At 38.0% G+C, this 24,416-nt stretch carries 24 protein-coding genes and 1 pseudogene; 17 read left to right on the top strand and 8 right to left on the bottom strand.

The features are described from left to right. Positions 1-109: 109 nt before the first annotated feature. Positions 110-1,210, bottom strand: a complete 1,101-nt coding sequence (locus V7121_RS08415) for an AI-2E family transporter (protein WP_335500015.1) — start codon at positions 1,208-1,210, stop codon at positions 110-112. Between the two features lie 175 nt (positions 1,211-1,385). Between V7121_RS08415 and V7121_RS08410 the strand changes: the two genes are divergently transcribed. The 7 genes from V7121_RS08410 to V7121_RS08380 all read left to right on the top strand — a co-directional run bounded on the left by V7121_RS08410 (position 1,386) and on the right by V7121_RS08380 (position 9,102). Continuing rightward, positions 1,386-2,057 carry a Yip1 family protein gene (locus tag V7121_RS08410; RefSeq protein WP_335546352.1) on the top strand — a complete coding sequence of 224 codons (672 nt, stop codon included), beginning with the start codon at positions 1,386-1,388 and terminating at the stop codon, positions 2,055-2,057. Next, complete coding sequence (locus V7121_RS08405) at positions 2,057-3,187, top strand: efflux RND transporter periplasmic adaptor subunit (protein ID WP_335546350.1); 1,131 nt, start codon at positions 2,057-2,059, stop codon at positions 3,185-3,187. The genes V7121_RS08410 and V7121_RS08405 overlap by 1 nt, the downstream gene beginning before the upstream one ends. Beyond that, a complete protein-coding gene (locus tag V7121_RS08400; RefSeq protein WP_335500010.1) occupies positions 3,184-3,876 on the top strand; it encodes an ABC transporter ATP-binding protein in 693 nt (230 codons plus the stop codon). Before V7121_RS08405 ends, V7121_RS08400 begins: the two co-directional genes overlap by 4 nt. Further along, positions 3,873-5,066: an ABC transporter permease gene (locus tag V7121_RS08395; RefSeq protein ID WP_335500008.1), complete on the top strand. Its 1,194-nt coding sequence runs from the start codon at positions 3,873-3,875 to the stop codon at positions 5,064-5,066. The genes V7121_RS08400 and V7121_RS08395 overlap by 4 nt, the downstream gene beginning before the upstream one ends. Before the next feature lie 180 nt (positions 5,067-5,246). Further along, positions 5,247-6,410, top strand: coding sequence for a tryptophan synthase subunit beta (gene trpB / locus V7121_RS08390; RefSeq protein ID WP_335500007.1), 1,164 nt, complete (start codon positions 5,247-5,249; stop codon positions 6,408-6,410). A 148-nt stretch (positions 6,411-6,558) separates the two neighbouring features. Further along, complete coding sequence (locus tag V7121_RS08385) at positions 6,559-7,179, top strand: YitT family protein (protein WP_335500006.1); 621 nt, start codon at positions 6,559-6,561, stop codon at positions 7,177-7,179. A gap of 282 nt (positions 7,180-7,461) precedes the next feature. Next, a complete protein-coding gene (locus tag V7121_RS08380) occupies positions 7,462-9,102 on the top strand; it encodes a long-chain-fatty-acid--CoA ligase (protein WP_335546349.1) in 1,641 nt (546 codons plus the stop codon). 97 nt (positions 9,103-9,199) lie between these two features. Here the strand turns inward: V7121_RS08380 and V7121_RS08375 are convergent, their stop codons facing one another. Both V7121_RS08375 and V7121_RS08370 read right to left on the bottom strand, forming a co-directional pair. Then, entirely contained in the window at positions 9,200-10,003 is an 804-nt protein-coding gene (locus V7121_RS08375; protein ID WP_335500002.1) for an alpha/beta fold hydrolase, read from the bottom strand. A 92-nt stretch (positions 10,004-10,095) separates the two neighbouring features. Continuing rightward, the gene (locus V7121_RS08370; RefSeq protein WP_335546356.1) at positions 10,096-10,866 is read right to left on the bottom strand and encodes an alpha/beta fold hydrolase; all 771 of its coding nucleotides are present in this window, start codon (positions 10,864-10,866) and stop codon (positions 10,096-10,098) included. 566 nt (positions 10,867-11,432) lie between these two features. On the opposite strand from V7121_RS08370, the gene V7121_RS08365 reads away from it, so the two are divergent. The 6 genes from V7121_RS08365 to V7121_RS08340 are packed head-to-tail and all read left to right on the top strand — an operon-like array spanning position 11,433 to position 16,675. Continuing rightward, entirely contained in the window at positions 11,433-13,067 is a 1,635-nt protein-coding gene (locus V7121_RS08365; RefSeq protein WP_335500000.1) for a long-chain-fatty-acid--CoA ligase, read from the top strand. 16 nt (positions 13,068-13,083) lie between these two features. Then, positions 13,084-13,863 carry an SDR family oxidoreductase gene (locus V7121_RS08360; RefSeq protein WP_335546347.1) on the top strand — a complete coding sequence of 260 codons (780 nt, stop codon included), beginning with the start codon at positions 13,084-13,086 and terminating at the stop codon, positions 13,861-13,863. Positions 13,864-13,901: 38 nt separating this feature from the next. Continuing rightward, a complete protein-coding gene (locus V7121_RS08355; protein WP_335546345.1) occupies positions 13,902-14,384 on the top strand; it encodes a hypothetical protein in 483 nt (160 codons plus the stop codon). Next, positions 14,368-14,991: a hypothetical protein gene (locus V7121_RS08350; protein ID WP_335499994.1), complete on the top strand. Its 624-nt coding sequence runs from the start codon at positions 14,368-14,370 to the stop codon at positions 14,989-14,991. Before V7121_RS08355 ends, V7121_RS08350 begins: the two co-directional genes overlap by 17 nt. A 22-nt stretch (positions 14,992-15,013) precedes the next feature. Beyond that, positions 15,014-15,580 (top strand): polyhydroxyalkanoate biosynthesis repressor PhaR, encoded by a 567-nt coding sequence (locus tag V7121_RS08345; RefSeq protein WP_335499991.1) that lies wholly within the window; start codon positions 15,014-15,016, stop codon positions 15,578-15,580. Between the two features lie 21 nt (positions 15,581-15,601). Then, on the top strand, positions 15,602-16,675 hold the full coding sequence (locus V7121_RS08340; RefSeq protein ID WP_335499989.1) for an alpha/beta fold hydrolase: 1,074 nt from the start codon (positions 15,602-15,604) through the stop codon (positions 16,673-16,675). A gap of 76 nt (positions 16,676-16,751) precedes the next feature. Here the strand turns inward: V7121_RS08340 and V7121_RS08335 are convergent, their stop codons facing one another. Further along, positions 16,752-17,534, bottom strand: coding sequence for an alpha/beta fold hydrolase (locus tag V7121_RS08335; protein WP_335499987.1), 783 nt, complete (start codon positions 17,532-17,534; stop codon positions 16,752-16,754). A 269-nt stretch (positions 17,535-17,803) separates the two neighbouring features. On the opposite strand from V7121_RS08335, the gene V7121_RS08330 reads away from it, so the two are divergent. Then, a complete protein-coding gene (locus V7121_RS08330; RefSeq protein WP_335499985.1) occupies positions 17,804-18,943 on the top strand; it encodes a sensor histidine kinase in 1,140 nt (379 codons plus the stop codon). Beyond that, a complete protein-coding gene (locus tag V7121_RS08325) occupies positions 18,940-19,539 on the top strand; it encodes a response regulator transcription factor (protein ID WP_335546342.1) in 600 nt (199 codons plus the stop codon). Before V7121_RS08330 ends, V7121_RS08325 begins: the two co-directional genes overlap by 4 nt. Before the next feature lie 72 nt (positions 19,540-19,611). On the opposite strand, the pseudogene V7121_RS08320 reads toward V7121_RS08325, so the two are convergent. The 4 genes and pseudogenes from V7121_RS08320 to V7121_RS08305 form a co-directional block, all read right to left on the bottom strand. Further along, a pseudogene (locus V7121_RS08320) lies at positions 19,612-20,193 on the bottom strand (winged helix-turn-helix domain-containing protein); the annotation flags it as partial. After that, the gene (locus V7121_RS08315; protein ID WP_335546340.1) at positions 20,165-20,380 is read right to left on the bottom strand and encodes an ATP-binding cassette domain-containing protein; all 216 of its coding nucleotides are present in this window, start codon (positions 20,378-20,380) and stop codon (positions 20,165-20,167) included. The gene V7121_RS08315 and the pseudogene V7121_RS08320, both read right to left, overlap by 29 nt. Positions 20,381-20,405: 25 nt before the next feature. Beyond that, entirely contained in the window at positions 20,406-21,263 is an 858-nt protein-coding gene (locus tag V7121_RS08310; protein ID WP_335546338.1) for a hypothetical protein, read from the bottom strand. A gap of 301 nt (positions 21,264-21,564) precedes the next feature. Beyond that, the gene (locus tag V7121_RS08305; RefSeq protein ID WP_335546336.1) at positions 21,565-22,407 is read right to left on the bottom strand and encodes an alpha/beta fold hydrolase; all 843 of its coding nucleotides are present in this window, start codon (positions 22,405-22,407) and stop codon (positions 21,565-21,567) included. A 253-nt stretch (positions 22,408-22,660) separates the two neighbouring features. Between V7121_RS08305 and V7121_RS08300 the strand changes: the two genes are divergently transcribed. Both V7121_RS08300 and V7121_RS08295 read left to right on the top strand, forming a co-directional pair. Further along, positions 22,661-23,563, top strand: coding sequence for an ABC transporter ATP-binding protein (locus tag V7121_RS08300; RefSeq protein WP_335546354.1), 903 nt, complete (start codon positions 22,661-22,663; stop codon positions 23,561-23,563). Beyond that, positions 23,556-24,398, top strand: coding sequence for an ABC transporter permease subunit (locus V7121_RS08295; protein ID WP_335546333.1), 843 nt, complete (start codon positions 23,556-23,558; stop codon positions 24,396-24,398). Before V7121_RS08300 ends, V7121_RS08295 begins: the two co-directional genes overlap by 8 nt. Positions 24,399-24,416 lie beyond the last annotated feature (18 nt).

The raw sequence follows: 24,416 nt of genomic DNA, 5'->3' as shown, positions 1-24,416 counted from the left end.
CGGTGGTGCAGGACGTGGATGGTAACGCCCGCTGATAGCAATAAAAAAACTGTTAGGAGACATTTCTCTTAACAGTTTTTTTGGTTGATATATTTCTTTAATAAGATAATTATGGTTCCTCAGTAATGGTTGCCATTTTTCGAGCCTTGAGAAACTTTAATACATTTAAGACGATGGTCTTAACTACTGCATAGAAAGGTACGGCCAAAACCATCCCTAAGATACCTGCTAAATTTCCGGCAGCTAACAGGACAATGATAATTGTCGCGGGGTGGGTATCAAGAGATTTGCCTAGAATTAGCGGTGATAATACATTTCCTTCCACCTGCTGAGCAATGACGATAATTACAACAACTAATAAGGCTTTTGTTGGTGAATCAAATAAAGCCACAATGACTGCAGGGGCACCACCGAGTATAGGTCCAACATAAGGGATGATGTTTGTGCAAGCTACGATTAGGGCCATGACTAACGCAAAGGGCAAATCAATAATTAGGTAGCCAACAAAGGCTAATATTCCGACTGACAGTGCAACAATCACTTGACCTTGAATATAAGAGGACAGGGTTTCACCCGTCTCCTTCAACATCAGCAACCCTGCATCTCTATATGTTACTGGTAGGAATTTGGTTAGTGCCTTCGGAAACTTATGTCCGTCCTTAAACATATAAAATAATAAAAATGGAACTGTCGCTAGAATTACCGCAATATTGGCAAATACACCGAGGATATTGGTAATTCCTCCAGTGACCTGGTCCGGCAATGTGTTTGCGTAGGCGATAAGCTTTTGTTTACCTGTGTCTAAAAGGTCATTTTGTTCGTCCATAACCCATTTGAATTCTGAGCTTCGCGAAAGCTTATCAAAATAATCCAATGTTTTGTTGGCATAATCGGGAAGTGCGTTGGCAAGGGCAGTAAATTGCTTGGTAATCGCTGGTACCAAGTTTCCAATCGCTAACACAAGGATTCCGATAAATACAACATAAATAATTAGAATAGCAAGGAGTCTTGGAACTTTGTGCTGCTGAAGAAAATTAACGATTGGATTTAGTAAGAAAAATAGAAATCCGGTAATAAGTATTGGGAAAAAAATAGTTGAGAAAAAGATACCAATAGGCATAAATAAAAATGAAATCTTTGTTGACACAAAGATAATTGTTAGAATCAAAAGTATTTGGATTAACCCGTATTGAAATTTTCTTTTAGACATTATGGTCCCCTTTTTCTTTTAATATAGTTAAAAGTATATCAAAAACATGGAATAGAAGACAAATTATAGTAATTTCATGGTGTCAGGCACCGTATAAAAAATTTGAAACTTTAGCCCCAGTACATCGTATAATTAGTAGGAATATTTTACATAAGTGGAAATAGGGGTGTTGAAAATGGAATTACAAAAAGAGGTAAATTCTTTAAATCAAAATCCAAAGCTCATGGGAATGTTTACAAGTCCAGGTGTGCAGTTTGAGAGAATTAAGCAAAGTCCGAAGATTTGGGTACCACTGATTATTATTAGTGTCCTTTATGCAATAGGAATGACCTTTATGGCATTATCTTTGGATGCGGCTACTTTAATTGAACAGGGAGTTCCGGAGGATCAAATTGATTTGGTGTTAACCATTACAAAAGTAACAGTTGCGATTACGGGGATTGTTACGCCTATTTTTGGTGTTTTAATTAGCAGTGCGATTCAATTAGTGATTGCTAGAATCGCCAGTTCAACTGTTACTTTTAAACAATTATTTTCTATGAATACCTATATTATGATTATCGGTGCAGTTGGTCTTATCTTGAATATGGGAATCAGGTATGCCATCGGTGGAAATCCAGAAATATATATTACTAGTTTAGCAGGAATTCTTAATCAGGATAAAGCAGGTGTCTTAGGTACTATTGAGGTATTTGGAATTTGGTCGGTCATCTTGTCTGCGAGTGGACTTCATAAAACAGGGCAATTTTCTAAAGGGCTGGCTTGGACAATTGCAATTGTCTTCTTCTTAATAAGTATTGGCTTTGGTTTGGTTGGAACTCTATTACAAGGAGCGCCGAAATTATAATGAAAAAGAAAATATGGATTGGGCTAGGTGTAATTAGTTTAATTATCATTATGATTTCTGTCAGTGTCTACCGACAGGTCCTTGCAAAGGGCCCTTCCGTAAAAGTGACGGAAATCAGCCAAGATGAAATCTCCTCTCTGTTAATGATTCCAGGGACAGTGAAACTTTCAGCTGAACAAATTGTATATGCGACACCTGACAAAGGGGAAATCAAGAAATTGCTTGTCAAAGAAGGTCAGACGGTTAAAAAAGGAACTGTGATAGCAACACTGTCAAATCCTCAGCTTGAGCTTGAAATTGAGCAAAATAAATTAGCTGTTGAATCTGCTAATTTAAAAATAAGCCAAATTGATAAGAAAATAGAGCAGCTCGAAGATAAGGAAAAGACCTTAAGTGAACAGGCGGGAGTAGGAAAAAAAGCAGCGAAAAAACAACTTGCCCCTGAATTTGAACAGCTCGAGATGGAAAAAAAGTTAGCCAATATTGAACTTAAGCAAACCGAACTTCAAAAGGATTTGATTAGTAAACGCCAGGAGGATTTAGAAATTAAAAGTACAATCACTGGTATCGTTTTATCAGCAAAAAAACCAGCCTCTTCTTCGATTGAAGCGGCAAACGAGCCGTTAATACATATTGGTAAGTTAGAAGGGATGACTGCATCAGGACTCTTGTCTGAATACGATACACTCAAAGTAAGCTCAGGCCAAAAAGTGATTTTACGCTCCGATGCTGTGACTGGAAAGGAGTGGCAAGGTGTTATTTCAAAGATTGCCATTTTACCAGAGCAGAACCAAACGAGTGTACAAAATGGTACCCAGGCCGTCCAGTATCCAGTAACCGTAAAAATCTCTGGAGATACCAAAATGTTAAAACCAGGTTTCCAGGTAATTATGGAGATTGAAACCGATAAAAAAACGGCAATGGTCTTGCCTCTTGATGCCTTATTTGATGATGGGGATAAGCCCTATGTCTATCTTGTAAAGGATGGAAAGGCCAAAAAGCAACATGTTAGAACAGGGATTACATCAGGAAAGAAAATTGAAATCCTTAAAGGTGTTTCGAAAGGAGACCAAGTCATCGTTAATGGACCCGACAAGTTGAAGGATGGGTTGGAAGTGACGGTAAGATGATCCGGCTAGAATCCATCACAAGGTCATTTTTGCTCGGAAAAGAAAGCGTACATGTCTTAAACGGTATCAGTCTTACGATTCGTGAAGGTGAATTTGCTGCGATTATGGGTCCATCAGGTTCTGGGAAATCAACCTTAATGAATATCATCGGCTGTTTGGATAAACCAACTGAAGGCGAGTATTACCTTGGCGGGGAAAATGTATCGCATTATAATGACAAGGAATTAGCACGGGTTAGAAATCAATCAATTGGCTTTGTTTTTCAACAGTTTCACTTATTGCCACGCCTGACAGCATTAAAAAATGTAGAACTGCCAATGATTTATGCTGGAATCTCAAAAAAAGAACGCCAGAGCCGTGCCGAAGAGGCATTATATAAAGTAGGATTATCCGATCGAATGAATCATCTTCCCAATGCCCTATCGGGGGGACAAAAGCAGCGGGTTGCAATTGCGAGAGCGATTGTTAATAAACCAAAACTCATTTTAGCTGATGAGCCTACAGGTGCACTTGATTCGAAAACAAGCATAGACATTATGGAACAATTTAGGAAACTAAATGAAGAAGGAGTAACCATTATTGTCGTTACTCATGAATCAGAAGTTGCGGAGTACGCGGACAGAAGGATAATGGTTAGAGACGGAATGATACACTCTCCTTTCGAAGGCGATAGGGGGTCAGCCAGATGAGTTTTATGGAGAATCTTTTTATGGCATTAGGCTCACTTAAAGCCCACAAAATGCGCAGCATTCTAACCATGCTCGGGATAATTATTGGCGTGGGTGCTGTTATTATCGTTGTAGCCATTGGACAAGGCGGAGAGGCAATGCTTAAATCTCAGATAACCGGCCCAGGAAATACGATTGAACTGTTTTATCAGCCCTCTGATGAAGAAATACGCGCTAATCCTAATATCTTTCAGCAAGCTCCGTTTAATCAAGAAGATATTAGAGCACTTGAACAAATTCCTGAAATCAAAAGTGTCGTTGCATCAAGCACCAAATTATCAACGATAAGATTTCAAAAAGAAACTGGAGATGTGTCTACAACTGGAGTTAATCAGGCTTATATTGAATTAAATGAGTTGAAAGTTGCCAAGGGGAGAAATTTTTCAGCCTCTGATTTTCTGGGCGGCCGTCGGGCTGGATTAGTCAGTTCCAAATTGCAGGAGGAATTATTTAAAGGGAAAAATCCTGTTGGGAATGTCGTCATGATTGCCAATCAGCCGATTGAGATCATTGGAGTGTTAGAAAAACCAACCGGTCTCTTTGCTTTCGGTTCAATGGAGGTATATATCCCCTTCCAAACTTGGAAAACAATTTATGGGAGCAGTGATTTTACGCAAGTTACGCTGCAGGCAGCCTCAGCTGAACAATTGCAGGTTGCAGGCAAAAAGGCAGCTAAACTATTAAATAATATTCATAATACCGAAAAGTCCTATCAGGTTATTAATATGGAAGAAATTGCTCAAGGCGTTGGTCAAATTACAAAAATCATGACCTTAATTATCGGCAGTATTGCCGGCATCTCTTTATTTGTTGGCGGGATTGGTGTAATGAATATTATGCTCGTTTCGGTGACAGAACGAACAAGGGAAATAGGCATTCGTATGGCATTAGGAGCGACCCGTGGACAAGTATTAACCCAATTTTTAATAGAGTCGATGACACTTACATTTATTGGCGGTATTCTTGGTATATTACTAGGCTGGGGAACATCGACAATCGTGAGTTTCTTTGCAGGCTGGCCATCCTTAGTTTCTTGGCAAGTTGTATTGGGCGGCGTGTTGTTTTCAATGGTCATCGGTGTTGTATTTGGTCTACTTCCCGCAAATAAGGCTTCCAAACTAGACCCAATAGACTCTCTAAGATATGAATAAAATGGTAGTAATAAAATTTAATTCAAAAGTCTACACGGAGGTGTAGGCTTTTTTCTTGCCTGCAAAAATAGTTTTCTGTTTGCAGAAAATAGACGATATGTTAAAATAATTATAGAAATATTCAGTTAATTTATTATAGGGCTGAATGAGAATAAGAGGATAGAAGGAGTCGAGTTGAGCATGGAGAAAGTGAGTGTAGAGAATAAAGGCTATTTTGGAGAATTTGGCGGAAGTTTTGTACCAGAAGATCTACAGCTGGTGATGGATAAATTAGAAGAGCAATTTTTGCGTTATAAAGATGACCCAGAATTTATTGCAGAATTCAAATATTACCTAAAGGAATACGTAGGCAGAGAAAATCCGTTAACCTTCGCTGAGAATTTAACCAAGCAAAATCAAGGGGCAAAAATATATCTAAAACGCGAGGATTTAAACCATACAGGAGCACACAAAATTAATAATGCTATTGGTCAGATTCTGTTAGCCAAACGAATGGGTGCTAAGCGTATTATCGCTGAAACGGGTGCTGGACAGCACGGTGTGGCCACGGCAACAGCATGTGCCATGTTTGGGATGGAATGTATCATTTATATGGGCAAGTTGGATACGGAACGACAAGCGCTTAACGTATTTCGGATGGAATTATTAGGAGCCAAAGTCATCCCAGTTGAAAAAGGCCAAGGCCGCTTAAAGGATGCTGTTGATGAAGCCTTGGGCGACCTTGTGCAAAACTATAAAAATACCTTTTATTTATTGGGCTCAGCCGTGGGGCCACATCCTTATCCGACCATGGTCAAGCACTTCCAAGCCATTATTAGCGAAGAATCGAAACGACAGATCCTTGAAAAGGAAGGAAAGCTTCCGACAGCGGTGATTGCTTGTGCAGGAGGCGGTAGTAATGCGATTGGCGCCTTTGCGCACTATATCGATGAAAAAGAAGTCCGCCTAATTGGGGTTGAACCCGCAGAAGCACCGACAATGACCGAAGGAATACCAGCTGTCATTCATGGCTTTAAATGTTTAACGCTGCTGGATGATGATGGAAATCCTAAACCAACTTACTCGATTGCTGCGGGGCTTGATTATCCAGGGGTCGGTCCGGAGCACAGTTATTTGAAAATAAGTGGCCGTGCTGAATATGTAACTGTAACCGGCCAAGAAGCGCTAGAAGCATTTCAAGTGTTAAGTAAAACGGAAGGGATTATTCCGGCGTTAGAAAGCTCCCATGCTGTTGCATATGCCATTAAGCTGGCCAAAGAATTATCGACCGATGATGTGCTGATTGTTAACCTATCCGGCCGTGGGGATAAAGATGTAGAGCAAGTCTTTAAGATGTTAAAATAATCATAGAATAGAGAGCCGCTATCAACTTATTGTGAATTGTTGCTAGCGGCTCTTTTGTGTTGAATTTAGTAATAGAGAATTTTTCTCTATTAGTCGAATATATTTTTATAACACATATGACGGTAATCTGAGGTAAAAGGGGACGAGTATGTATAGAAACCGGTTAAAGTTCTATCCTGATTTTTCAAGATCTACTGGATTGTCACTTTATAAGCAGATCTGGTTCATTTTCTTGGGCGTAGCACTTGTAGCTATCTCCCTTCAATTAATTTTAGTTAAAAACAATGTAATTGATGGAGGAATCATTGGAATCTCAATCCTTCTCTCACATATTACAAATCAAGAAATAGGATTATTTCTATTAATATTAAATACTCCTTTTTTTTTAATTGCTTATTCTCTGTTAGGCAGAAGGTTTCTATTGTTAAGTCTATTTGCCATTATTATTCTTTCGCTGGGAACATATGTATTTGAACCTTTTCCTGCAATAATCCACAATCCAGTCTTAGTCATTTTAGTTGGGGGGATTAGTTTGGGCTTAGGGGTAGGAATTACCATCCGGTATGGTGGGTGTTTAGATGGAACGGAGGTATTGGCAATCATATTTAGTAAACGCAGTTCTTTTTCGATTGGACAGTTTATTTTATTGTTTAACCTTTTTATTTTTGGGGCGGCAATCTTCATACTTGGAATTAATGAAGCTATTATTTCTTTTGCCACCTACGTCATAGCTTATAAGACAATTGATTTATCTATCAAAGGCCATTAATAAATAGAACCATCTATTCTTGGGTGTTTTTTTGAAAAATCAAAATAGACAAACAAAATTCACAATTTATTATTAATATTTTGTGAACAATTGCTTCGATTTTTCCATTGTTCGACAGAAGCCTTATTGAAAACAACCCAATAGACTTGTGGGTATGGATATTATTTTTAAAATAGTGAAGTTATTGCGGAAAGGTGTCGATAATGTCAAGTTTACAAATTTTCCTATTAAAACAATAATTTAAATGGATTAAAAATAATTATACATGAGGAGGAAGTAGTAATGGTTTATCAGCAAAAGCCTTGGTTAAAATTTTATGATCCACGAGTGGGTGAACATGTAAGTGTAAAACACGAGTCATTGTACGATTTTTTAGAAATTGCTGTCAACCGTTTTGGTGAAAAACCTGCCTTCACTTTTTATGATAAAGTCTTTAGCTACAACGAAACAAAAATGATGGTAGATTTGCTTGCATCTTCATTACATAAAGAAGGCTTTAAAAAAGGGGATCGGGTGGCCATTATGCTTCCGAATTGCCCTCACTATATTTTTACCTTATTTGCGATATTCAAGTTGGGCGGAATTGCTGTTCAAGTCAATCCAATGTATGTAGAACGAGAAATAGCTTACGTTTTGGACGATTCTGGAGCTAAGTATATGGTGGCATTAGATGCCTTCTATCCAAAGGTAAAAAAAGTTCAGGGGGATACATCCTTAAAAAAGGTTATCGTGGTAAGTTTTGGCGGGGAGAAAAAAGAATTAGCAGCGGATGATCTTTATTTTGACGAAGCCCTCCACGTGGCGATGAATGTTGCGGAAGTGGAGATTGACCCGCACGACGATGTAGCAGTTTTACAATATACTGGAGGAACCACTGGTGTTCCTAAAGGAGTTATGCTGACACATTATAACCTGCTAGCCAACTTTAATCAGGTCTGTGATTTTATTTATAATACATGTGAAAATATCCCGGAATCCTTTAAGATGATTACAGTTTTACCGATGTTTCATGTGTATGGACTCTCGAGTGTAGCCCTTTGCGGCATCAGAGAGGGGGCCAATCAGATCGTTTTACCTCGTTTCGATGTGAAGGAAGTAATTGAGATAATTAATCGTGAAAAGCCATTCCTCTTTGCCGGGGTTCCTACCATGTATTTTGCCTTAAACAGCCGTCCTGAATTATTGAAGGAATCCTGTTTTGATGAAATGTGGTATGTTGGCAGTGGTGGTGCACCGTTACCTGTCAAACAAGCAAAAACTTTTGATAAATTAACGGGTTCGACTCTGTTTGATGGTTATGGACTTTCTGAGGCGGCGCCTACCGTTGCCTTTAATCCACCATTTGTTCCTCGGAAATACGGAAGTATTGGAATACCAGTACCTAGTACAATGATAAGAATCGTTCGCGAAACAGAGGAAGGAAAATATATGGATGTTCCTGTGGGTGAATCTGGTGAATTAATTGTCAGTGGACCACAGGTGATGAAGGGATACTGGAATCGTCCAAAGGATACTGAAGAGGTATTAAAGGATGGCTGGCTGTTTACAGGTGATATCGCAAAGATGGACGAAGAAGGCTATTTCTATATTCTTGATCGCCAGAAAGATATGATTATTGCGAGTGGCTACAATGTCTATCCACGTGAAGTAGAAGAAGTACTCTATATGCTTGAAGGGGTTGAAGAGGCGATTGTCATTGGGGTACCTGACACCTACCGAGGAGAAACTGTGAAGGCATTTATTAAACCGAAAGCAGGTTTTTCACTTTCAGTGGAAGAAATCATACAGTTTGCTAAGGATAATCTTGCACCTTATAAAGCACCTAAAGAAGTAGAAATTCTTTCCGAATTACCAAAGTCCTCTGTGGGAAAATTGCTGAGAAGAGTCCTTAGAGATGAAGAGATATCTAAAGTGAAAGCGTAATTAGTAGTAGATTATGGGATTAGAGCGTGTGTTTAATAGAAAAATATAATGTAAAAATGCCCGGTCAGATTTACAATGCGATCGGGCATTTTCGATATTATTGCTTTTTCAAAAAGTCTAGCACTCTTTCATTCACCAAATCATTTGCTTCTGTTACATAGATATGACCAGCACCTTGAATGGTCAAAAATTCAGCATTGGGAATTTTCTCTGCTAAGGTTATCCCGTTTTGATATGGAACTAACTTATCTTCGTCACCATGGATTACCAAAGTAGGGACTGTGATTTGCTCAATCTCGTTGTAAGTGTCATGGGATAAGCAGGCCTGGAGCTGAAGCATATAAGCATAGGGAAGGACAGGAATCTCGATTCTTTTTTGGATGTCTTCCGCAACTAATTCCCGTTGGTTTTCAATGAATGGTTGACTGTATAGAATTGGAGCGGTGGCCCAGGCCACTTCTTCTGGCGTTGCAACAGAAGAGGCCCTAGAAAGCATGAGCATTGAGACATCAGCACCTGGCTGTACATGGTTTACTCCGCCAGAGGTTGTACAACCTAGAACTAGCGACTTTACTCTTGAGGGATACTTAAGAGCTAATCTTTGAGCAATCATTCCACCCATGGATATGCCATAAACATGGGCTGCCTCTACGTCGGCTGCCTCCAATATGCACTTAGCATCTTCAGCCATTTGCTCAATGGAATAGGGAGAATTAGGTTTGTCACTCAGACCTGTCCCGCGATTATCAAAAACTATCACTTTAAAATGCTCACTTAGAACAGGCAGAGTCCTAAACCAAGATTTTGAGTTAAGTGATAATCCCATAATTAATAGTAAGGGTTCACCCTCTCCGTGTACCTCGTAATAAAGATTTATTCCATTCCCGGTAGTTTGGGGCATTGATACAGACCTCCTTTGAAAATATAACGATAAATTATATGATAATATGCCTAAGTAAAGAACATAGAAAAGGGGGAGAAATGAATCTCCCCTTAACTTACTTTTGAGTGTTTTTTCAAAAAGTTACGAAGAACTCTATTGAATGCATCTTTTTGCTCTAGCTTGGCAATATGACCAGTATTCCTGATAATCACAAATTCAGAATGACGGATTTTTTTATGCATTAATAGCTGCATCCACACAGGAATGACTGAATCATACTGAGAACCCATGATTAAAGTAGGGACTTTAATCTGTGGGAGTAGTTTTAAATTATTTACTTCCAAACATGCCTTCACTGATTTAAGAAACACCTCGTGATTAGGTTTGTAAAATTTATGAAAGTCCTCATAAACTTTTCCCTTCCATGAGTTAAGTGAGATACGGGCGGCCGTTTCTTTTGACAGGCTTGGATTATTTGAGAGTGACCGTACCCTGCGGTAGTTTACTATTAGTTTGGCTAAGGGTTTTGGAACATAATGAAAGGTGCTCACCAGCATTAATGAACGACACATATGTGGTGCTTGACGATAAATTTCCTGTGCTACCATTCCCCCCATCGACAAACCGCATATGTGAGCGCTTTCAATTTGGAGCTCTTTCAATAAATTAATAATGTCACGAGCGAAATGTGGTATAGATATCTTTTCTGTGGTAAGATGCTCACCATGTCCCCGTAAATCGGGAATAATCAAGTCGTACTGATCTGCAAATTCAAACTGATTGTTCCATCCTTCTTTAACTTCACCGAGACCATGAATAAAGACTAAAGGTTCACCTTCACCAAAACGTAAGTAAGGAATTTCAGAGTAACTAATCGACACTTCACTCAAGTATATCTCCCCTCCTATTGCTATTTATCATAAATGGGGTTGCCACTATTTGTAAAGGAGTTATTTTTATAAAATTCAGAATAATACAAAAGTACCATATTTTGGTGTGCGCGTGATGTGGAATAGTGTATTTATTTGGTACCTGTCACCAAATATTTTAAAAGTATTATAGAAGTATACTACTTTCTGGAGAGGAGGTTGATTGGGCTGGGGAAGGGTGACAGGCTTGGATGTTTAATATTTACATATTGCACCCTTTGGCAGCAATGGAGGTGAAAAAATATTCCGACAATTTTCGTCATTTTTCATGCGTTTAGGAAAAGCGTTAAATAATTGATGCTTATTTTTAGGGGGTGTGGATCTGAGCGTTAAGGAAACGTGATTTTTTTGTGGAATTTTGTCGAGAGAGCAAGGTTTACAAATTTCCAATTAACTACAATAATCGTAACTATATTAGTATTCTAATTAATAATTAGACGACCGCTTCGTAGACTTGCAGCTCTTTTAAAAAGAATATTTCATATTTTAATTTAAAATTCTGAGGAGGCATCGTTTTAATGGTTTATCAACAAAAACCGTGGTTAAAATTTTATGATCCAAGGATTAATGAGCACGTGGAGATTGAACACAATTCTCTTTACGATTTTTTGCAAGCTTCAGTTAAGCGTTATAACGATTTCCCTGCATTCACTTTTTATGGAAGGGTATGGACTTACAATGATACAAAGGTGATTACTGATAAATTTGCTGCTGCTTTACATAGGGCAGGATTTACCAAAGGTGACCGTCTGTCCATTATGCTTCCCAATTCTCCCCATTACATATTTACCCTTTTCGGTACCTTTCGACTAGGTGGAATAGCTGTTCAAGTTAATCCAATGTACGTAGAAAGAGAAATAGAACATGTATTAAATGATTCTGGCTCTGAATACATAGTCGCATTCGATGCTTTCTATCCAAAATTAAAACAATTACAATCGAGAACTTCATTAAAAAAGATAATCGTAGTCAGTTTCGGTGGAGCTAGAATCGACTTAGCTGAAGGCGATCATTATTTCGATGAGTTTCTACATGAGGATATAACTATCCCAGAGGTGGAGATTGACCAACATGATGACGTTGCACTTTTACAATATACAGGTGGAACAACAGGTGTATCTAAAGGTGTCATGCTTACTCATCGAAACCTGCTAGCCAATTTCAATCAAGTTTGTGATTTTGCCTATAAAGCATGTGAGCATAAACCGGAAAACTTAAAGATGATTACTGTTCTGCCAATGTTCCATGTGTATGGTCTTTCAAGTGTGGCACTTTGTGGCATCAGGGAAGGTGCCAATCAAATTGTCTTACCTCGTTTTGATGTTAAAGAGGTAATGGAAATTATTAATCGTGAAAAGCCATTTCAAATGTCAGCGGTTCCAACCATGTATTTTGCTTTAAATAGCCATCCAGATTTAGATCAATGTAGTTTTAATGACATGTATTATTTAAGCAGCGGGGGTGCTCCACTACCAGTAGAACAAGTAAAATTGTTTGAAAAGAAAACAGGAGCCATGCTTCTTGATGGATATGGTCTGTCGGAATCAGCACCAACGGCGATTTTTAGTCCACCGTTCGTGCCTAGGAAATATGGAAGTGTGGGAATACCTGTTCAGAGTACTATAGCCAGGATTGTTCAACAAACTGCAAATGGGTTTGTTGATGCACCGGTTGGTGAAGAAGGGGAGTTAATCATCCAAGGTCCACAGGTTATGAAAGGATATTGGAATCGCCCAGAAGACACAGCTGAAGTTATTAAAGACGGATGGTTGTTTACAGGAGATATCGCTAAGATGGATGAGGATGGGTATTTTTATATTGTCGACCGCAAAAAAGATATGATAATTGCTAGCGGCTACAATGTCTATCCTAGTGAAATTGAGGATGTCCTCTATCAACTAGAAGGAATTGAAGAGGTACTCGTTATCGGAGTTCCTGATTCATACCGCGGGGAAACGGTCAAAGCATATGTCAAACTGAAAGAAGGATATTCTTTAACAGCAGAAGAAATTAAGCAGTTTGGAAAAGAAAATCTTGCTCCATATAAGGCACCAAAGGAAGTTGAAATTCTCGCTGAATTACCGAAATCCTCGGTTGGAAAACTTCTCAGACGTGTCCTTAGAGACCAAGAACAACTAAAAATGAAAGCTTAAGAGAGAGGGTGTACAAGTGAATATCCAAGAGCTTTTTAGTTTAAAAGGAAAAACAGCCATTATTACTGGCGGGGGAAGAGGGTTAGGGCAGCAAATTGCTGTTGCTTATGCGGAAGCTGGTGCAAATGTTGTGGTATGTTCAAGAAATCTCGATGCCTGCCAGCAATTTAGCGAAGCACTGAAAGAAAAAGGGGTTCGCTCTCTTGCATTGAAATGTGATGTATCCAATCCAAACGATATTAAACATGTTGTCGATGAAACAATGAAGGAGTTTGGGAGGATTGATATTTTAGTCAATAACAGTGGGACAAGTTGGGGGGCACCTGCACTAGATATGCCCGCTGATAAATGGGATAAGGTTATGGATATTAACCTTAAGGCGGTTTTCCTATTTTCTCAAGCTGTTGGAAAAATAATGGTGGAACAAAAGTCAGGTAAAATCATTAACATTGCCTCAATTGCTGGCATGGGTGGACAGGATCCATTAGTTATGGATGCAATTGGCTATTCTGCTAGCAAAGGGGCAGTCATTACGCTAACGAAGGATTTCGCTGTTAAATTAGCTCCATTTAATGTCCATGTCAATGCAATCGCACCAGGGTTCTTCCCTACAAAAATGGCCAAAGCTATTTTGGATTATTCGGGAGAAAAGATTCTGGAGAGAACACCTGCAGGACGGTTTGGATCAGATGATGATATGAAAGGCCCAGCCCTTTTCTTAGCCTCGGATGCATCTAACTATGTATACGGCCACGTATTAGTTGTTGACGGTGGTACAACTGCCAGTGTACAGTAAAATAGTAGATACTGACCAGTTAGTTAAGAGGGATTTTCATGGAATTTACACACCAATCTACTGATTCTTTCTATAAGAAACTAGAAGCAGAAATGAATAAAAGAATCCATGCACAAACCAATACCAGAACCTTTACTATCGCATTTGGAAAAGCAATGGAAACGCACTTAAAGCAAGCCAGAATTCACAGAAGGTTAACAACTAGGTGGTTAAGGCAATCTGACCTTCCGAATAAAGATGAAATAAGTACTATTTCTGTAAGAATCGTAGATTACGAGGAGAAATTAGATTTTTTAGATGAAGCAATCTATGAAATGAAACAGACACAACAGAAAAATCAGACCCAATTACAAATGGTTAGGAAATCATTGGGAGAGTTAAAGTCACTTTTGGAAGTTGAAGCAAAGAGTATTCACCACTGCAAAATAAAAAGCTTAGAATCAGAGTTATTAGATTTAAAACAATTATTTCATTCAAAATCATTAGAAAATGGAGGAGAAAACAATGACGAAAAAAACTGATTCAGTAGTAGAAGTTGAAAATCAACAAACTGAGGTTGATGGTGAAAAGGATTTAACAAGTCTAGACATGATTTGGAAACTTGGCTTTAAGGAATTGGATAACTGGGCAGAGCGCTTTAACAAACAAGATACGCTTTTCTTGGAAGCAGTTAGAAATTATGTAGAAAAGCTTAAGCAGGATCAAGAAAATGCCATTACAATCGCAGCACAATTTGGAATGGAATTAAAAGAGTGGGAGAAGTCCGCACGTGAAGAATTACTTGTGACCACGACTCCACTACAGCATTTCTTTCCAGTGAAATCATATGAAGAAATTAATAAAGTAGTTGAGGATATTCAAAATAAAACTGCAAATTTATTAGTCACTCCAGCTCAAGCATTGATAACTGGACAATTGGATGCACTTGATAAATATGTAAGTACCGTTGAACAATATATTACTTATCGGAAAAATGGCCGTGAAAAATATATTGAGAGTGTGAAGAAAACTAGCAATGTTTTATATGAAAATCAAAAAGTATTTGTAAATATGTTTGCAAAACAGGTGAAATCGGCGATTATGCCATTTCAAAGTTACATGAAGAACGTTACTGATCAATCAAAATAATGACAAAATAGGAGTGGAAGTAATGTCAGGTAAAAACCCTTACGATCCATTTGAATCCTTTCATAAGTTGAGTTTATTGTGGGAAAAGCAGATCAATGATTTCATCTATCTTTGGGCGGATAACAAAGACTTTGTGAAGCTGTCTAATGTGGGAACTGAAATAAATTCTCGTTATCTTGATGCATTTAAAAAGAACCAAGAAGCACTTGCTAGTGTACTAAATTTGCCAACAAAGAATGATGTGGCAAATGTTGCATCCCTAACGATTCAAGCGGAAGAGAAAATAGAAGCTTTAGAAGAACAAATCTGGGGCCTGCAGGATTCCATGAAAACGCAAAGTAAAGAAATAGAAACTGTGGTAGAAGTCTCTAAAGAGATTATAAAATTAACCAAGCAGCTTAAAACCGAGTTGGTTAAAACAAAGAAAGAACAAGTAGATACAAAGGTATTGCATGCTGAACTTCAAGAAATGAAGTTTGAGCTTATGAAATTAACTAATTTTAAAGAAGAATTTGAGTCCTTAAAAGGTCTTATTGAAAAGGACAAAAGCGTCGAACGAGAGTTGGCCAGCTCAGGGACATCGAAATAATAATGAAATGGAGGGGAGACCTTGGCAACTGAAACACCTTTCAAAGGGTTAATTCCCGAACTGGATGTTCAAAAAGAAATGGATCGCTGGGTAAATGTAATTAAGATTTTATCGGAACCTGACCCCAAGGTTGGTCAAACTCCTAGAAATGAAATATGGAGAAAAAATAAATCAGTGTTATGGCATTACCCTGCTAAAGATAAGAAATATGAGATTCCTTTATTTTTTGTCTATTCGCTTTTTAATAAACCTTACATTTTAGATATTGACCCTCAGAAAAGTGTCATTAAGAACCTTAATGATATGGGCTATGAAGTGTATTTATTAGATTGGGGTACACCTGGCTACGAAGATAAAAAAATCGGTATGGACACCTATATCGAGAAATATTTAAAAACTGCTGTAAAGCGTGCGGTTCGTCATTCTGGAGCAGAGGAAATTACCCTAGTCGGTTACTGTTTAGGTGGAACCATTGCCTCAATCTATGCATCGATTGCGGAGGAGCCTATTAAGAATTTAATCGTAGCTACCGTTCCAATTGATTTCACTACGTTTGTAGGGCCAGAAAAATGGGCAGAGGCTCTCAAAAACGGTGATATTAACCTCGATCATTTTCTCGATGTTTATGGGGTTGTCCCGCCTAAATATGTTGAAATGATGTTTAGAGCTGTTGGAGCGCCGATTTATTTTACTAATTATACGATGCTCTTAAATCGGGCCAACGATCACCGTTATGTTGAAAAGTGGCGTCGGATGAATAAATGGACCCTTGATCAAGTTCCTTTTGCTGGTGAAGCCTATAAACAATTAGGAAATGATTTAGTTAGAGATAATAAATTGGTGAAGGGGGAATTTTTAGTTGGAAATAAACCGGCCGACTTAAAAAATATCCGTGCCAATCTCTTCGTTATTTCTGGATCTAGGGACAATTTAGTGTTAGAAGAGCAAAGTAAACCAATAATGGATTTGGTATCAAGTGAAGATAAAACCTATCTTTGCGTGGAGTCAGGTCATGTTGGCCTTGCATTATCAGGTTTATTTGCGGGCATTGTGAATCAGTGGGCATCCAGCCGTTCCAATCCGATTTCTAAATAATTGGAGATAAAGTGTGGTCTAAGTAAATAAATAATAAGTTTGGCAAGTTAGAAGAGGAAGGCTGAGCCCCCCTCTCCTAACTTGCCATTTTATGTTTGTTCAAAAACTCCCATAATACTTGGTTGAATTCGTCTTTTGCCTCTAATTTTGCAACGTGGCCGGTGTTCCTGAAAATGACAAACTCAGAGTGACGAATTTGTTTATGCATCATAAACTGTACCCAGACAGGGATCACTGAATCATACTGTCCACCAATTATTAAGGTTGGTACGTTGATTTTAGGAAGTAAGGTTAAGTTATTAACTTTAAGACAAGCCTCCAACGCTTTAAAGAAGTACTTCTTATTAGGCTTGTAATATTTAGAAAAGGTTTCAATATTTTCTTTTGTCCAAGAATAGAGGCAAACCTTTGCAGACCTTGCTGCGATCGCTTCAGGTGATTTATTTCCTGTGGTGGCTTTTCGGTATTTGATAAAAAGTTTACCAAGCTGTTGTGGAGCAAAATGAAAAGTACTCACTAACATCAAGGAGCGACACATTTCAGGTGCTTGACGATATATTTCTTGCGCAACCATCCCACCCATTGACAACCCGCAAATGTGGGCGCTTTCAATTTCCAGTTCTTTCAGCAGACTAATGATATCGAATGCAAAGTTCTTTATTGAAATCTCCCCAGGTGTAATATAGTCTCCATGTCCACGTAAATCAGGGATAATTAAGTCATATTGATTCGCAAACTCAAACTGATTTGCCCACCCCTCCTTGACTTCACCAAGACCGTGAATAAATACCAGGGGCTCACCTGCACCAAGCCGCAAATAAGGAATTCCGGAGTAACTTTTGAATATCTGGCTCAACATTCATTCCTCCCAGTTGTTTAATAACAACTTTTATATCCAATATTCGAAAGGTGTAAACAGTTGTAAAATTCCGACTATTTAATTATATAGGTTGATGTGGAAAAATATTACATATGGGTGTAAAACACATATAGGGGCACATAATGTTAAAAAAGGTTTAAAGAGTTACCGTTTTTAGCTAAAATAATTGGTGTATTGGTGAAAAATAGAAATGCTTCTGAGTTATGATAGAAGGGCAAAGGATTTTCAGTGAAAATGAGGTACCGTTCATGATAAAAAAATATTTAACATTTCAAAAGAATAATGGAATTGCACCGTATATTTGGACGATTCTAGGTATATTGCCGTTTTATTTTATTTTTCAATCTCAGTCAACAATTGAAATTGTCGTCGGAATATTACTTACGCTGTTATTTTTTATTTTTTACCGAATTGCGTTTATTTCAAAAGGGTGGCCAGTTTATCTATGGACGTTGATCCTAATCGGTATTTCGATCACGGCTAACAGCCTTTTCAATTATGTTTATTTTGCTTTTTTTCTGGCATACTTTATCGGAAATATTAAAGATAGGATTGCCTTTTTAACCTTATATTTTATTCATTTGTTTAGCACGTCTGTTTCAATTAACTTTAGTATCGTTATGCATGAAAAATTATTTCTACAACAATTACCCTTTGTAATCATCATCTGGATTAGCGTTATCCTCCTCCCCTTTAGCATTCATAACCGGAAGGAGAGAGGGCAGCTCGAAGAAAAGTTACTAGATGCAAACAAACGGATTTCTGAACTAGTCAAAATAGAGGAGAGGCAGAGGATTGCCAGGGACCTTCATGATACCCTCGGTCAAAAGCTTTCACTTATAGGGTTGAAGTCGGATTTGGCCAGAAGGTTAATTACAAAGGACCCAGAGCAAGCACGGAATGAATTGAAGGATGTACAGCAAACGGCTCGGACCGCATTAAGTGAAGTTAGGAAAATGGTTTCTTCGATGAGGGGGATCCGCTTGAAAGACGAGATCCTGCGTGTTGAACAAATCCTTACTGCTGCTGAAATTAAATTAATCAGTAAAGGTGATTTCACTCCAAGCAATATCACGATGCTAACAGAGAATATTTTAAGCATGTGTATGAAAGAGGCTGTAAATAATGTTGTCAAACACAGCAAAGCAAAGTCTTGTTTCATTTCCATTAATCAATCGATACATGAATTAGTACTGACCATTCGTGATAATGGGGTCTTTAAGTGTGAGAAAGAAAAATTGGAAGATGGTCATGGGCTGATTGGGATGAAGGAGAGGTTGGAATTTATTAATGGCAGTCTCGAGATATTGACAAAAGAGGGAACGACATTAATTATTAAAGTACCAAATGATGTTAAACCAGGGCTTAAAGAGGAGGAGAAAAAATGATTAAAATTGTAATTGCTGAAGACCAGCAAATGCTATTAGGTGCCTTTGGTTCACTTCTCAATTTAGAAGAGGATATGGAAGTGGTCGGTAAGGCTTCTAACGGAGAAGAAGCCGTCGTACTTGTAAAGAAATTACAGCCTGATGTCTGTATCATGGATATTGAAATGCCAGGAAAGAGCGGTCTGGAGGCAGCAGAAGAGTTAAAAGGTCTAGGCTGTAAAGTAATCATTTTAACTACTTTTGCAAGAACTGGTTATTTTCAACGGGCATTGAAAGCAGGTGTGAATGGCTATTTGTTAAAGGATAGTCCTAGTGAGGAGCTGGCAAGCTCCATCAGAAGTGTCATGTCAGGTAGACGAATTTATGCACCAGAATTAATGGATGATGTATACGGGGAAGAAAATCCATTAACAGAGAGGGAAAAAGAAGTGCTAGAGCTTGTTGCGGGTGGTAAAAATACAAAAGAGATTGCGGAAGAACTTAGTATTAAGACAGGAACCGTCCGTAACTACATCTCAATCATCCTCGACAAACTAGAGGTAAAAAACCGGATCGAAGCGATAACACAATCCAAAGAAAAAGGTTGGTTTAAATAGGGAGTGTATTGGCGGTGTCAGGCACCGTTAATACACTCCCTTTTTTATTTATCTAAACAGACTCTTGTGGCTTTAAGAAGATTTAAATCTATAACCCGACCCCCAAATGGTTTCAATATACAGCGGGTTTGACGGGTCTTGTTCAATTTTCTCTCTTATTTTACGAATATGGACGGTGACAGTAGAGATATCTCCAGAACTGTCATATCCCCATATACTTTCAAATAAATGTTCTTTACTAAAGACTTGATTTGGATTCATCGCTAAGAATGTAAGGACATCAAATTCCTTAGTCGTAAAAATAATCTCTTGGTTATTAACGAACACACGTCGGTCTGAACGGTCAATCGAGAGGCCACGAATGTCTAGGGAAATTGTTTCAGGGTTTCCTTTCATTGATAGCCGCTCAAATCTGGACAAATGAGCTTTTACCCTCGCAACCATTTCATTTGGGCTAAATGGTTTCACCAAGTAATCATCGGCGCCAAGACCAAGTCCTCTGATTTTATCAATTTCATCCTTCTTGGCTGTCACCATAATGATTGGGATATCTTTAATAGTCCTTACCTTTCTGCAAATCTCAAAACCATCTATAGTCGGAAGCATGACATCGAGTAATAATAAATCATAGGGAAGAGACAATGCCTTTTGCAGGACCCCTGTCTGGCTTTGCAAGTCCAGTCATGCACTTTAACAATGTTGTCTTGCCTGCACCATTTGGTCCCAGAATGCCAATGATTTCTCCCTGATTAATGGTAAAGTCGATGCCTTTAATACCTCTTCCGTTTGGAAATAATTTAGTCAGATCCGATATAACCAATGCTTTTTCCAAAATCTTCACCCTCTATATATTTACTTAGCTATTTTCAGTTGCTTGAATGTCCATGGTTCAAATCTAACTCTTTTACATTATTACCAGGAATTACAACAGGTTTTACTGTGGTCTGATTGTAGTCAGAAACGTTCATCTTAATATTAAACGAGAGCTCATGGATTTTTCCTTGTTTGTCTTTTCCGGTAACCACGGCTTTAACTGTTTGCTCCTCTATATAATTTTCTTTATTTACATCTGCTTCAAGCATGATTTGTTTAAAGGTAATTTCATGATCCAGTTCTGGCATGGTTGGTTTAATATGAAAGCTTGAGTTTATCTGTTCCGTATTATCCTGAAGCATAACCGAGTGTTTGATCATTAGTGTACTTAATGCATTTGCAGTTAGAGGGATCTCTTTACCTGTAAGATCCAGTTCAATGGTATGCCTTCCATTCTTGTTTTCGGACACGGTGATTTGCTGCTGAAGATTTTTCGTAATTACATCGATTAAGTTCTCGACATCATCTTGAAGTTCTGCCGTGTTTTTGTGATGAGGGCTGCTCATTTTCATCTTATAAATAGTTTCGGTACCGTCTTTTTCTACGAACCAGTTCCCGTCTTGTTTGTACATGTTCATATTACTCTTTTCTGATTCGTTTGCTAATTGCGTCGAAATGGAACTTAATTGGTTTTTCACATCCATCTTTAAAAGTGAATTGGCTGAAAAAAAAGACTTATTATTGTCTACTAAATTTAGCTTCATGCTCATTGTCGCACTATCCGCCGTGTGGGTTTCTTTTAATGCTGACTTGTAGAGGTCATAACCAGATGTGTTCGCCGAGATTGAGTAAACACTGCCTAACATCATTACCCCGCTAATTCCGATGCCTGTTAATAGTTTTTTATTCATGTGCAAATCCTCCATTCATGGTTTTGATTACAAACCACAGTTTAAATGGGAGATATAAATGGATTCTAAATAAAACATTAAATTTTTCTTAAATAAAATGATTGAATGCTGTTTTTTTTATAGATACCAAATGGTTTTATTTTTCCGAAAAGTGTAGTTTACTAGTATAGAAGTGAATAAAGGAGTTATTGTAAGAAAGGAATTGAAAATTAATATGGGGGAATTAGGAAAAGAGAAGCGAAGCAAAAAAAGTTTCCGAATCAATATAAGTGAAAAATATAGAGAAGAGGGAAAACGGCAGCTATGCTTCAGCTGCCGTTTTCTCAATAAAGCTTTTAATATATTCATACACCTCTATTGGCCGCTCCTCGGGAAGGGCATGGCCAGTATCTTTTAAAACAATTAATTCCGAGTTGGTCAAATCCTTATTTAACTTCTTACCAAAATCTAGAGGTATCGATTTATCATGATCACCCCAAAGTAACAAACAAGGAGTTTTGATTTGGTTAAGAATCTCGACGGGCAAGTCACCTTCACGATCACGAATCATCCGCGTAAGTGCAACGAAAATTTCATCCTGTAAAAATGGTTGGAGATACCCATTAATCATTTCATCATTAATGATGGAGTGATTATATAGTGCGTCCTGGAGATTCTTTTTTACTCCAGTCCGAGCAAACCAGTACTTTACGAAAAGATGGAAATAGGGTAGGTAGCTTGTAAGAATTAACGGCATTTTAGATCGTTTAAGATAGGCAGAACTGCAGAGGAGAATAGCCTTGTCTGCGATCCCTGGCGTCATATGAAGGATATTCAATACAATTTGCCCACCCATGGAATGACCGATAAAGGTCATATTTTTTAACCCCAAAGACTCTGTAAGGTTTATGACAGTCTTTGCTAGATTTTTATAGGAATACACATATCGGTTGCATTTCTGGCTTTTCCCAAAGGGGGGAAGGTCAATAGATAATACCTGATACTCCTCTTTTAGTAATGCGATTAGATGGCGAAATGTGAAGGTGGAAGAAAGGAATCCATGTAATAGGACGAAGGTTTTTTCTGATTTCTGATTAGGATAAAATTCATAATATACATTTATGTTATTCACAGGATGATGACCTGCCAAGACTGCTTGTTCCATTAAACTCCCTCACCTGCTCAATCAATAAAATAGATGAATATAATATTCCCCCAAAAATCAGTACAAACCCCAAAAAATAATGGAAAAAAGACGAAGAAGGAAATATTCAAAATAATAGTTCAAAAAACCTACATAAATCTGTTATTATAGAGAAAAAATGGATAATTTTGGTGTAGTGTACATCAGGGGTGGACAAATTGATGAACAGTCTTTTTGCGGTACCTGACACCTGCAGGGGGAAATAAAGTTGACGATGATTGAAGCTTTTCATGTGAGTAAGGCTTTTAATGGGAGAAGTATCTTAAAGGATGTTTCGTTTACGATTAGGGAAGGGAGTATTATTGGGTTGCTTGGTCCGAATGGGGCAGGGAAGACAACCATGATTCGATTGTTGAATGGTGTAATTGAAGCGACGAGTGGAAAGATGAAGGTAATGGGGTATGATCCCAAAACACAAGGCGACGAAATTAGAAAGAGGGCTGGGATTGTTACTGAAAGTGCTGCTTTGTATCATGACCTAAGTGCTTGGGACAATCTTGTCTTCTTTTCGAAAATCTATAATGCCTATGACCCGGAGCGCATCACTTATCTGCTTAAGCAGTTTGAGATGATTGATAAAAAAGACGAACTAGTTGGAACGTTTTCGACGGGAATGAAAAAGAGAATTACTCTTGCAAAGGCACTGCTTCATAAGCCAAAACTTTTATTTCTGGATGAACCGACAAATGGCTTAGACCCTGAAGGGATAAATGATGTCATTCACTACTTGAAAAAGGTAAATCAGGAAGAACAAATTACCATTATAATCTGTTCGCATGTCCTACATCAATTAGAGACGATTTGCGATTCTTTTCTATTTTTACAAGGTGGTCAAATTATCGAGAGGGGAACTCGAAATGAATTAGAAGATAAATATTTAACAGAGGTTTCTTTATTGGTGGAAACGGGATTACAGCCGAGCAACCCTAACACATACATGGGCTTTACATACGTTAGAAAAGAATCACAAAGTATTGAATTTAAGCTGGCTTCAAAAAATGAAATTTCAAGTTTGCTTAAGGAGATTCTGAGTGAGTCTTGGATTCATTCGAGTGAGATTACCAATAGAAGTCTGGAGGCGCTCTATTTTAAAATCAGGAGTGAAAAATATGAATAAATACATCATAACCGCCATCGCTGCCAAGGACATGAAAGCCACCTTTTCATCCAAAAAGATATGGGTTCCTATGATGATCCTGCCTTTAATTTTATGTATTATTTTACCAGCTGTATTTGCTTACATTGGCATAAATACAGAATTAATCGGAGAATCCTCGAAGGATTTAGAAAAACCGATCAATGCTGTGATTCAAAACTTTCCAAATGAAGAAATGAGAAATACCCTGGCTGCATTACCAACTTTGGGGTTCAAATCCGTTTATTTTTTCTTGAATTTTATGTTAATCCCATTTTTCTTAATGGCCGCAATCATCAATTCGATGGTCACCTCCTCCAACAGTTTTGCAGGGGAGAAGGAAAGAAATACTTTGGAAACATTATTATTCGCTCCAATCTCTATAAGTGAATTGTTTTTGGGCAAGGTGATCGCCTCTTTTGTCCCTACGATATTGATTACATATATGGCTTTCTTACTTAATGGTCTGATTGTAACCCTAATAACTTATCGAGTTTTTAATGAAATTATATTTTTGAATTCAACCTGGCTGCTATTAATGTTTTGGGTTATCCCTGCACTTGTAATCTTTAATATAGTATTAAATGTGTTAGTTTCCGCACGAGTTAAATCCTTTCAGGAAGCTCAGCAATTTGGCGGAATTATGGTTTTACCTGTTGTTGGGCTTATTATTAGCCAAGTCAGCGGGCTCTTCTTTCTAAGCCCACTGACCCTGTTCTTAATAGGTGCAGGGTTACTTATAGCCAATGGATTCTTACTTAAACTCATCACCAAGTTTAACCAAAGAAACACTTTATTTGAAAGCCAAATTCATTAACAAAAAGACATTTGTCCG

It is taken from the genome of Neobacillus drentensis (assembly GCF_036962125.1).
Classification (GTDB): domain Bacteria; phylum Bacillota; class Bacilli; order Bacillales; family Cytobacillaceae; genus Neobacillus; species Neobacillus drentensis_B.
The sequence above is the reverse complement of the archived record's forward strand: the minus strand, read 5'-3'. Positions and strand labels throughout refer to the sequence as shown.

What these genes read in the sequence shown, in the direction of transcription:
- V7121_RS08350 (WP_335499994.1), top strand. Translation starts at nt 14,368, where the DNA reads ATGACGAAAAAAACTGATTCAGTAGTAGAAGTTGAAAATCAACAAACT.
- V7121_RS08395 (WP_335500008.1), top strand. Translation starts at nt 3,873, where the DNA reads ATGAGTTTTATGGAGAATCTTTTTATGGCATTAGGCTCACTTAAAGCC.
- V7121_RS08310 (WP_335546338.1), bottom strand. Translation starts at nt 21,263, where the DNA reads ATGAATAAAAAACTATTAACAGGCATCGGAATTAGCGGGGTAATGATG.
- V7121_RS08335 (WP_335499987.1), bottom strand. Translation starts at nt 17,534, where the DNA reads ATGTTGAGCCAGATATTCAAAAGTTACTCCGGAATTCCTTATTTGCGG.
- V7121_RS08410 (WP_335546352.1), top strand. Translation starts at nt 1,386, where the DNA reads ATGGAATTACAAAAAGAGGTAAATTCTTTAAATCAAAATCCAAAGCTC.
- V7121_RS08365 (WP_335500000.1), top strand. Translation starts at nt 11,433, where the DNA reads ATGGTTTATCAACAAAAACCGTGGTTAAAATTTTATGATCCAAGGATT.
- V7121_RS08405 (WP_335546350.1), top strand. Translation starts at nt 2,057, where the DNA reads ATGAAAAAGAAAATATGGATTGGGCTAGGTGTAATTAGTTTAATTATC.
- trpB (WP_335500007.1), top strand. Translation starts at nt 5,247, where the DNA reads ATGGAGAAAGTGAGTGTAGAGAATAAAGGCTATTTTGGAGAATTTGGC.
- V7121_RS08330 (WP_335499985.1), top strand. Translation starts at nt 17,804, where the DNA reads ATGATAAAAAAATATTTAACATTTCAAAAGAATAATGGAATTGCACCG.
- V7121_RS08375 (WP_335500002.1), bottom strand. Translation starts at nt 10,003, where the DNA reads ATGCCCCAAACTACCGGGAATGGAATAAATCTTTATTACGAGGTACAC.
- V7121_RS08400 (WP_335500010.1), top strand. Translation starts at nt 3,184, where the DNA reads ATGATCCGGCTAGAATCCATCACAAGGTCATTTTTGCTCGGAAAAGAA.
- V7121_RS08300 (WP_335546354.1), top strand. Translation starts at nt 22,661, where the DNA reads ATGATTGAAGCTTTTCATGTGAGTAAGGCTTTTAATGGGAGAAGTATC.
- V7121_RS08415 (WP_335500015.1), bottom strand. Translation starts at nt 1,210, where the DNA reads ATGTCTAAAAGAAAATTTCAATACGGGTTAATCCAAATACTTTTGATT.
- V7121_RS08345 (WP_335499991.1), top strand. Translation starts at nt 15,014, where the DNA reads ATGTCAGGTAAAAACCCTTACGATCCATTTGAATCCTTTCATAAGTTG.
- V7121_RS08385 (WP_335500006.1), top strand. Translation starts at nt 6,559, where the DNA reads ATGTATAGAAACCGGTTAAAGTTCTATCCTGATTTTTCAAGATCTACT.
- V7121_RS08380 (WP_335546349.1), top strand. Translation starts at nt 7,462, where the DNA reads ATGGTTTATCAGCAAAAGCCTTGGTTAAAATTTTATGATCCACGAGTG.
- V7121_RS08305 (WP_335546336.1), bottom strand. Translation starts at nt 22,407, where the DNA reads ATGGAACAAGCAGTCTTGGCAGGTCATCATCCTGTGAATAACATAAAT.
- V7121_RS08295 (WP_335546333.1), top strand. Translation starts at nt 23,556, where the DNA reads ATGAATAAATACATCATAACCGCCATCGCTGCCAAGGACATGAAAGCC.
- V7121_RS08325 (WP_335546342.1), top strand. Translation starts at nt 18,940, where the DNA reads ATGATTAAAATTGTAATTGCTGAAGACCAGCAAATGCTATTAGGTGCC.
- V7121_RS08355 (WP_335546345.1), top strand. Translation starts at nt 13,902, where the DNA reads ATGGAATTTACACACCAATCTACTGATTCTTTCTATAAGAAACTAGAA.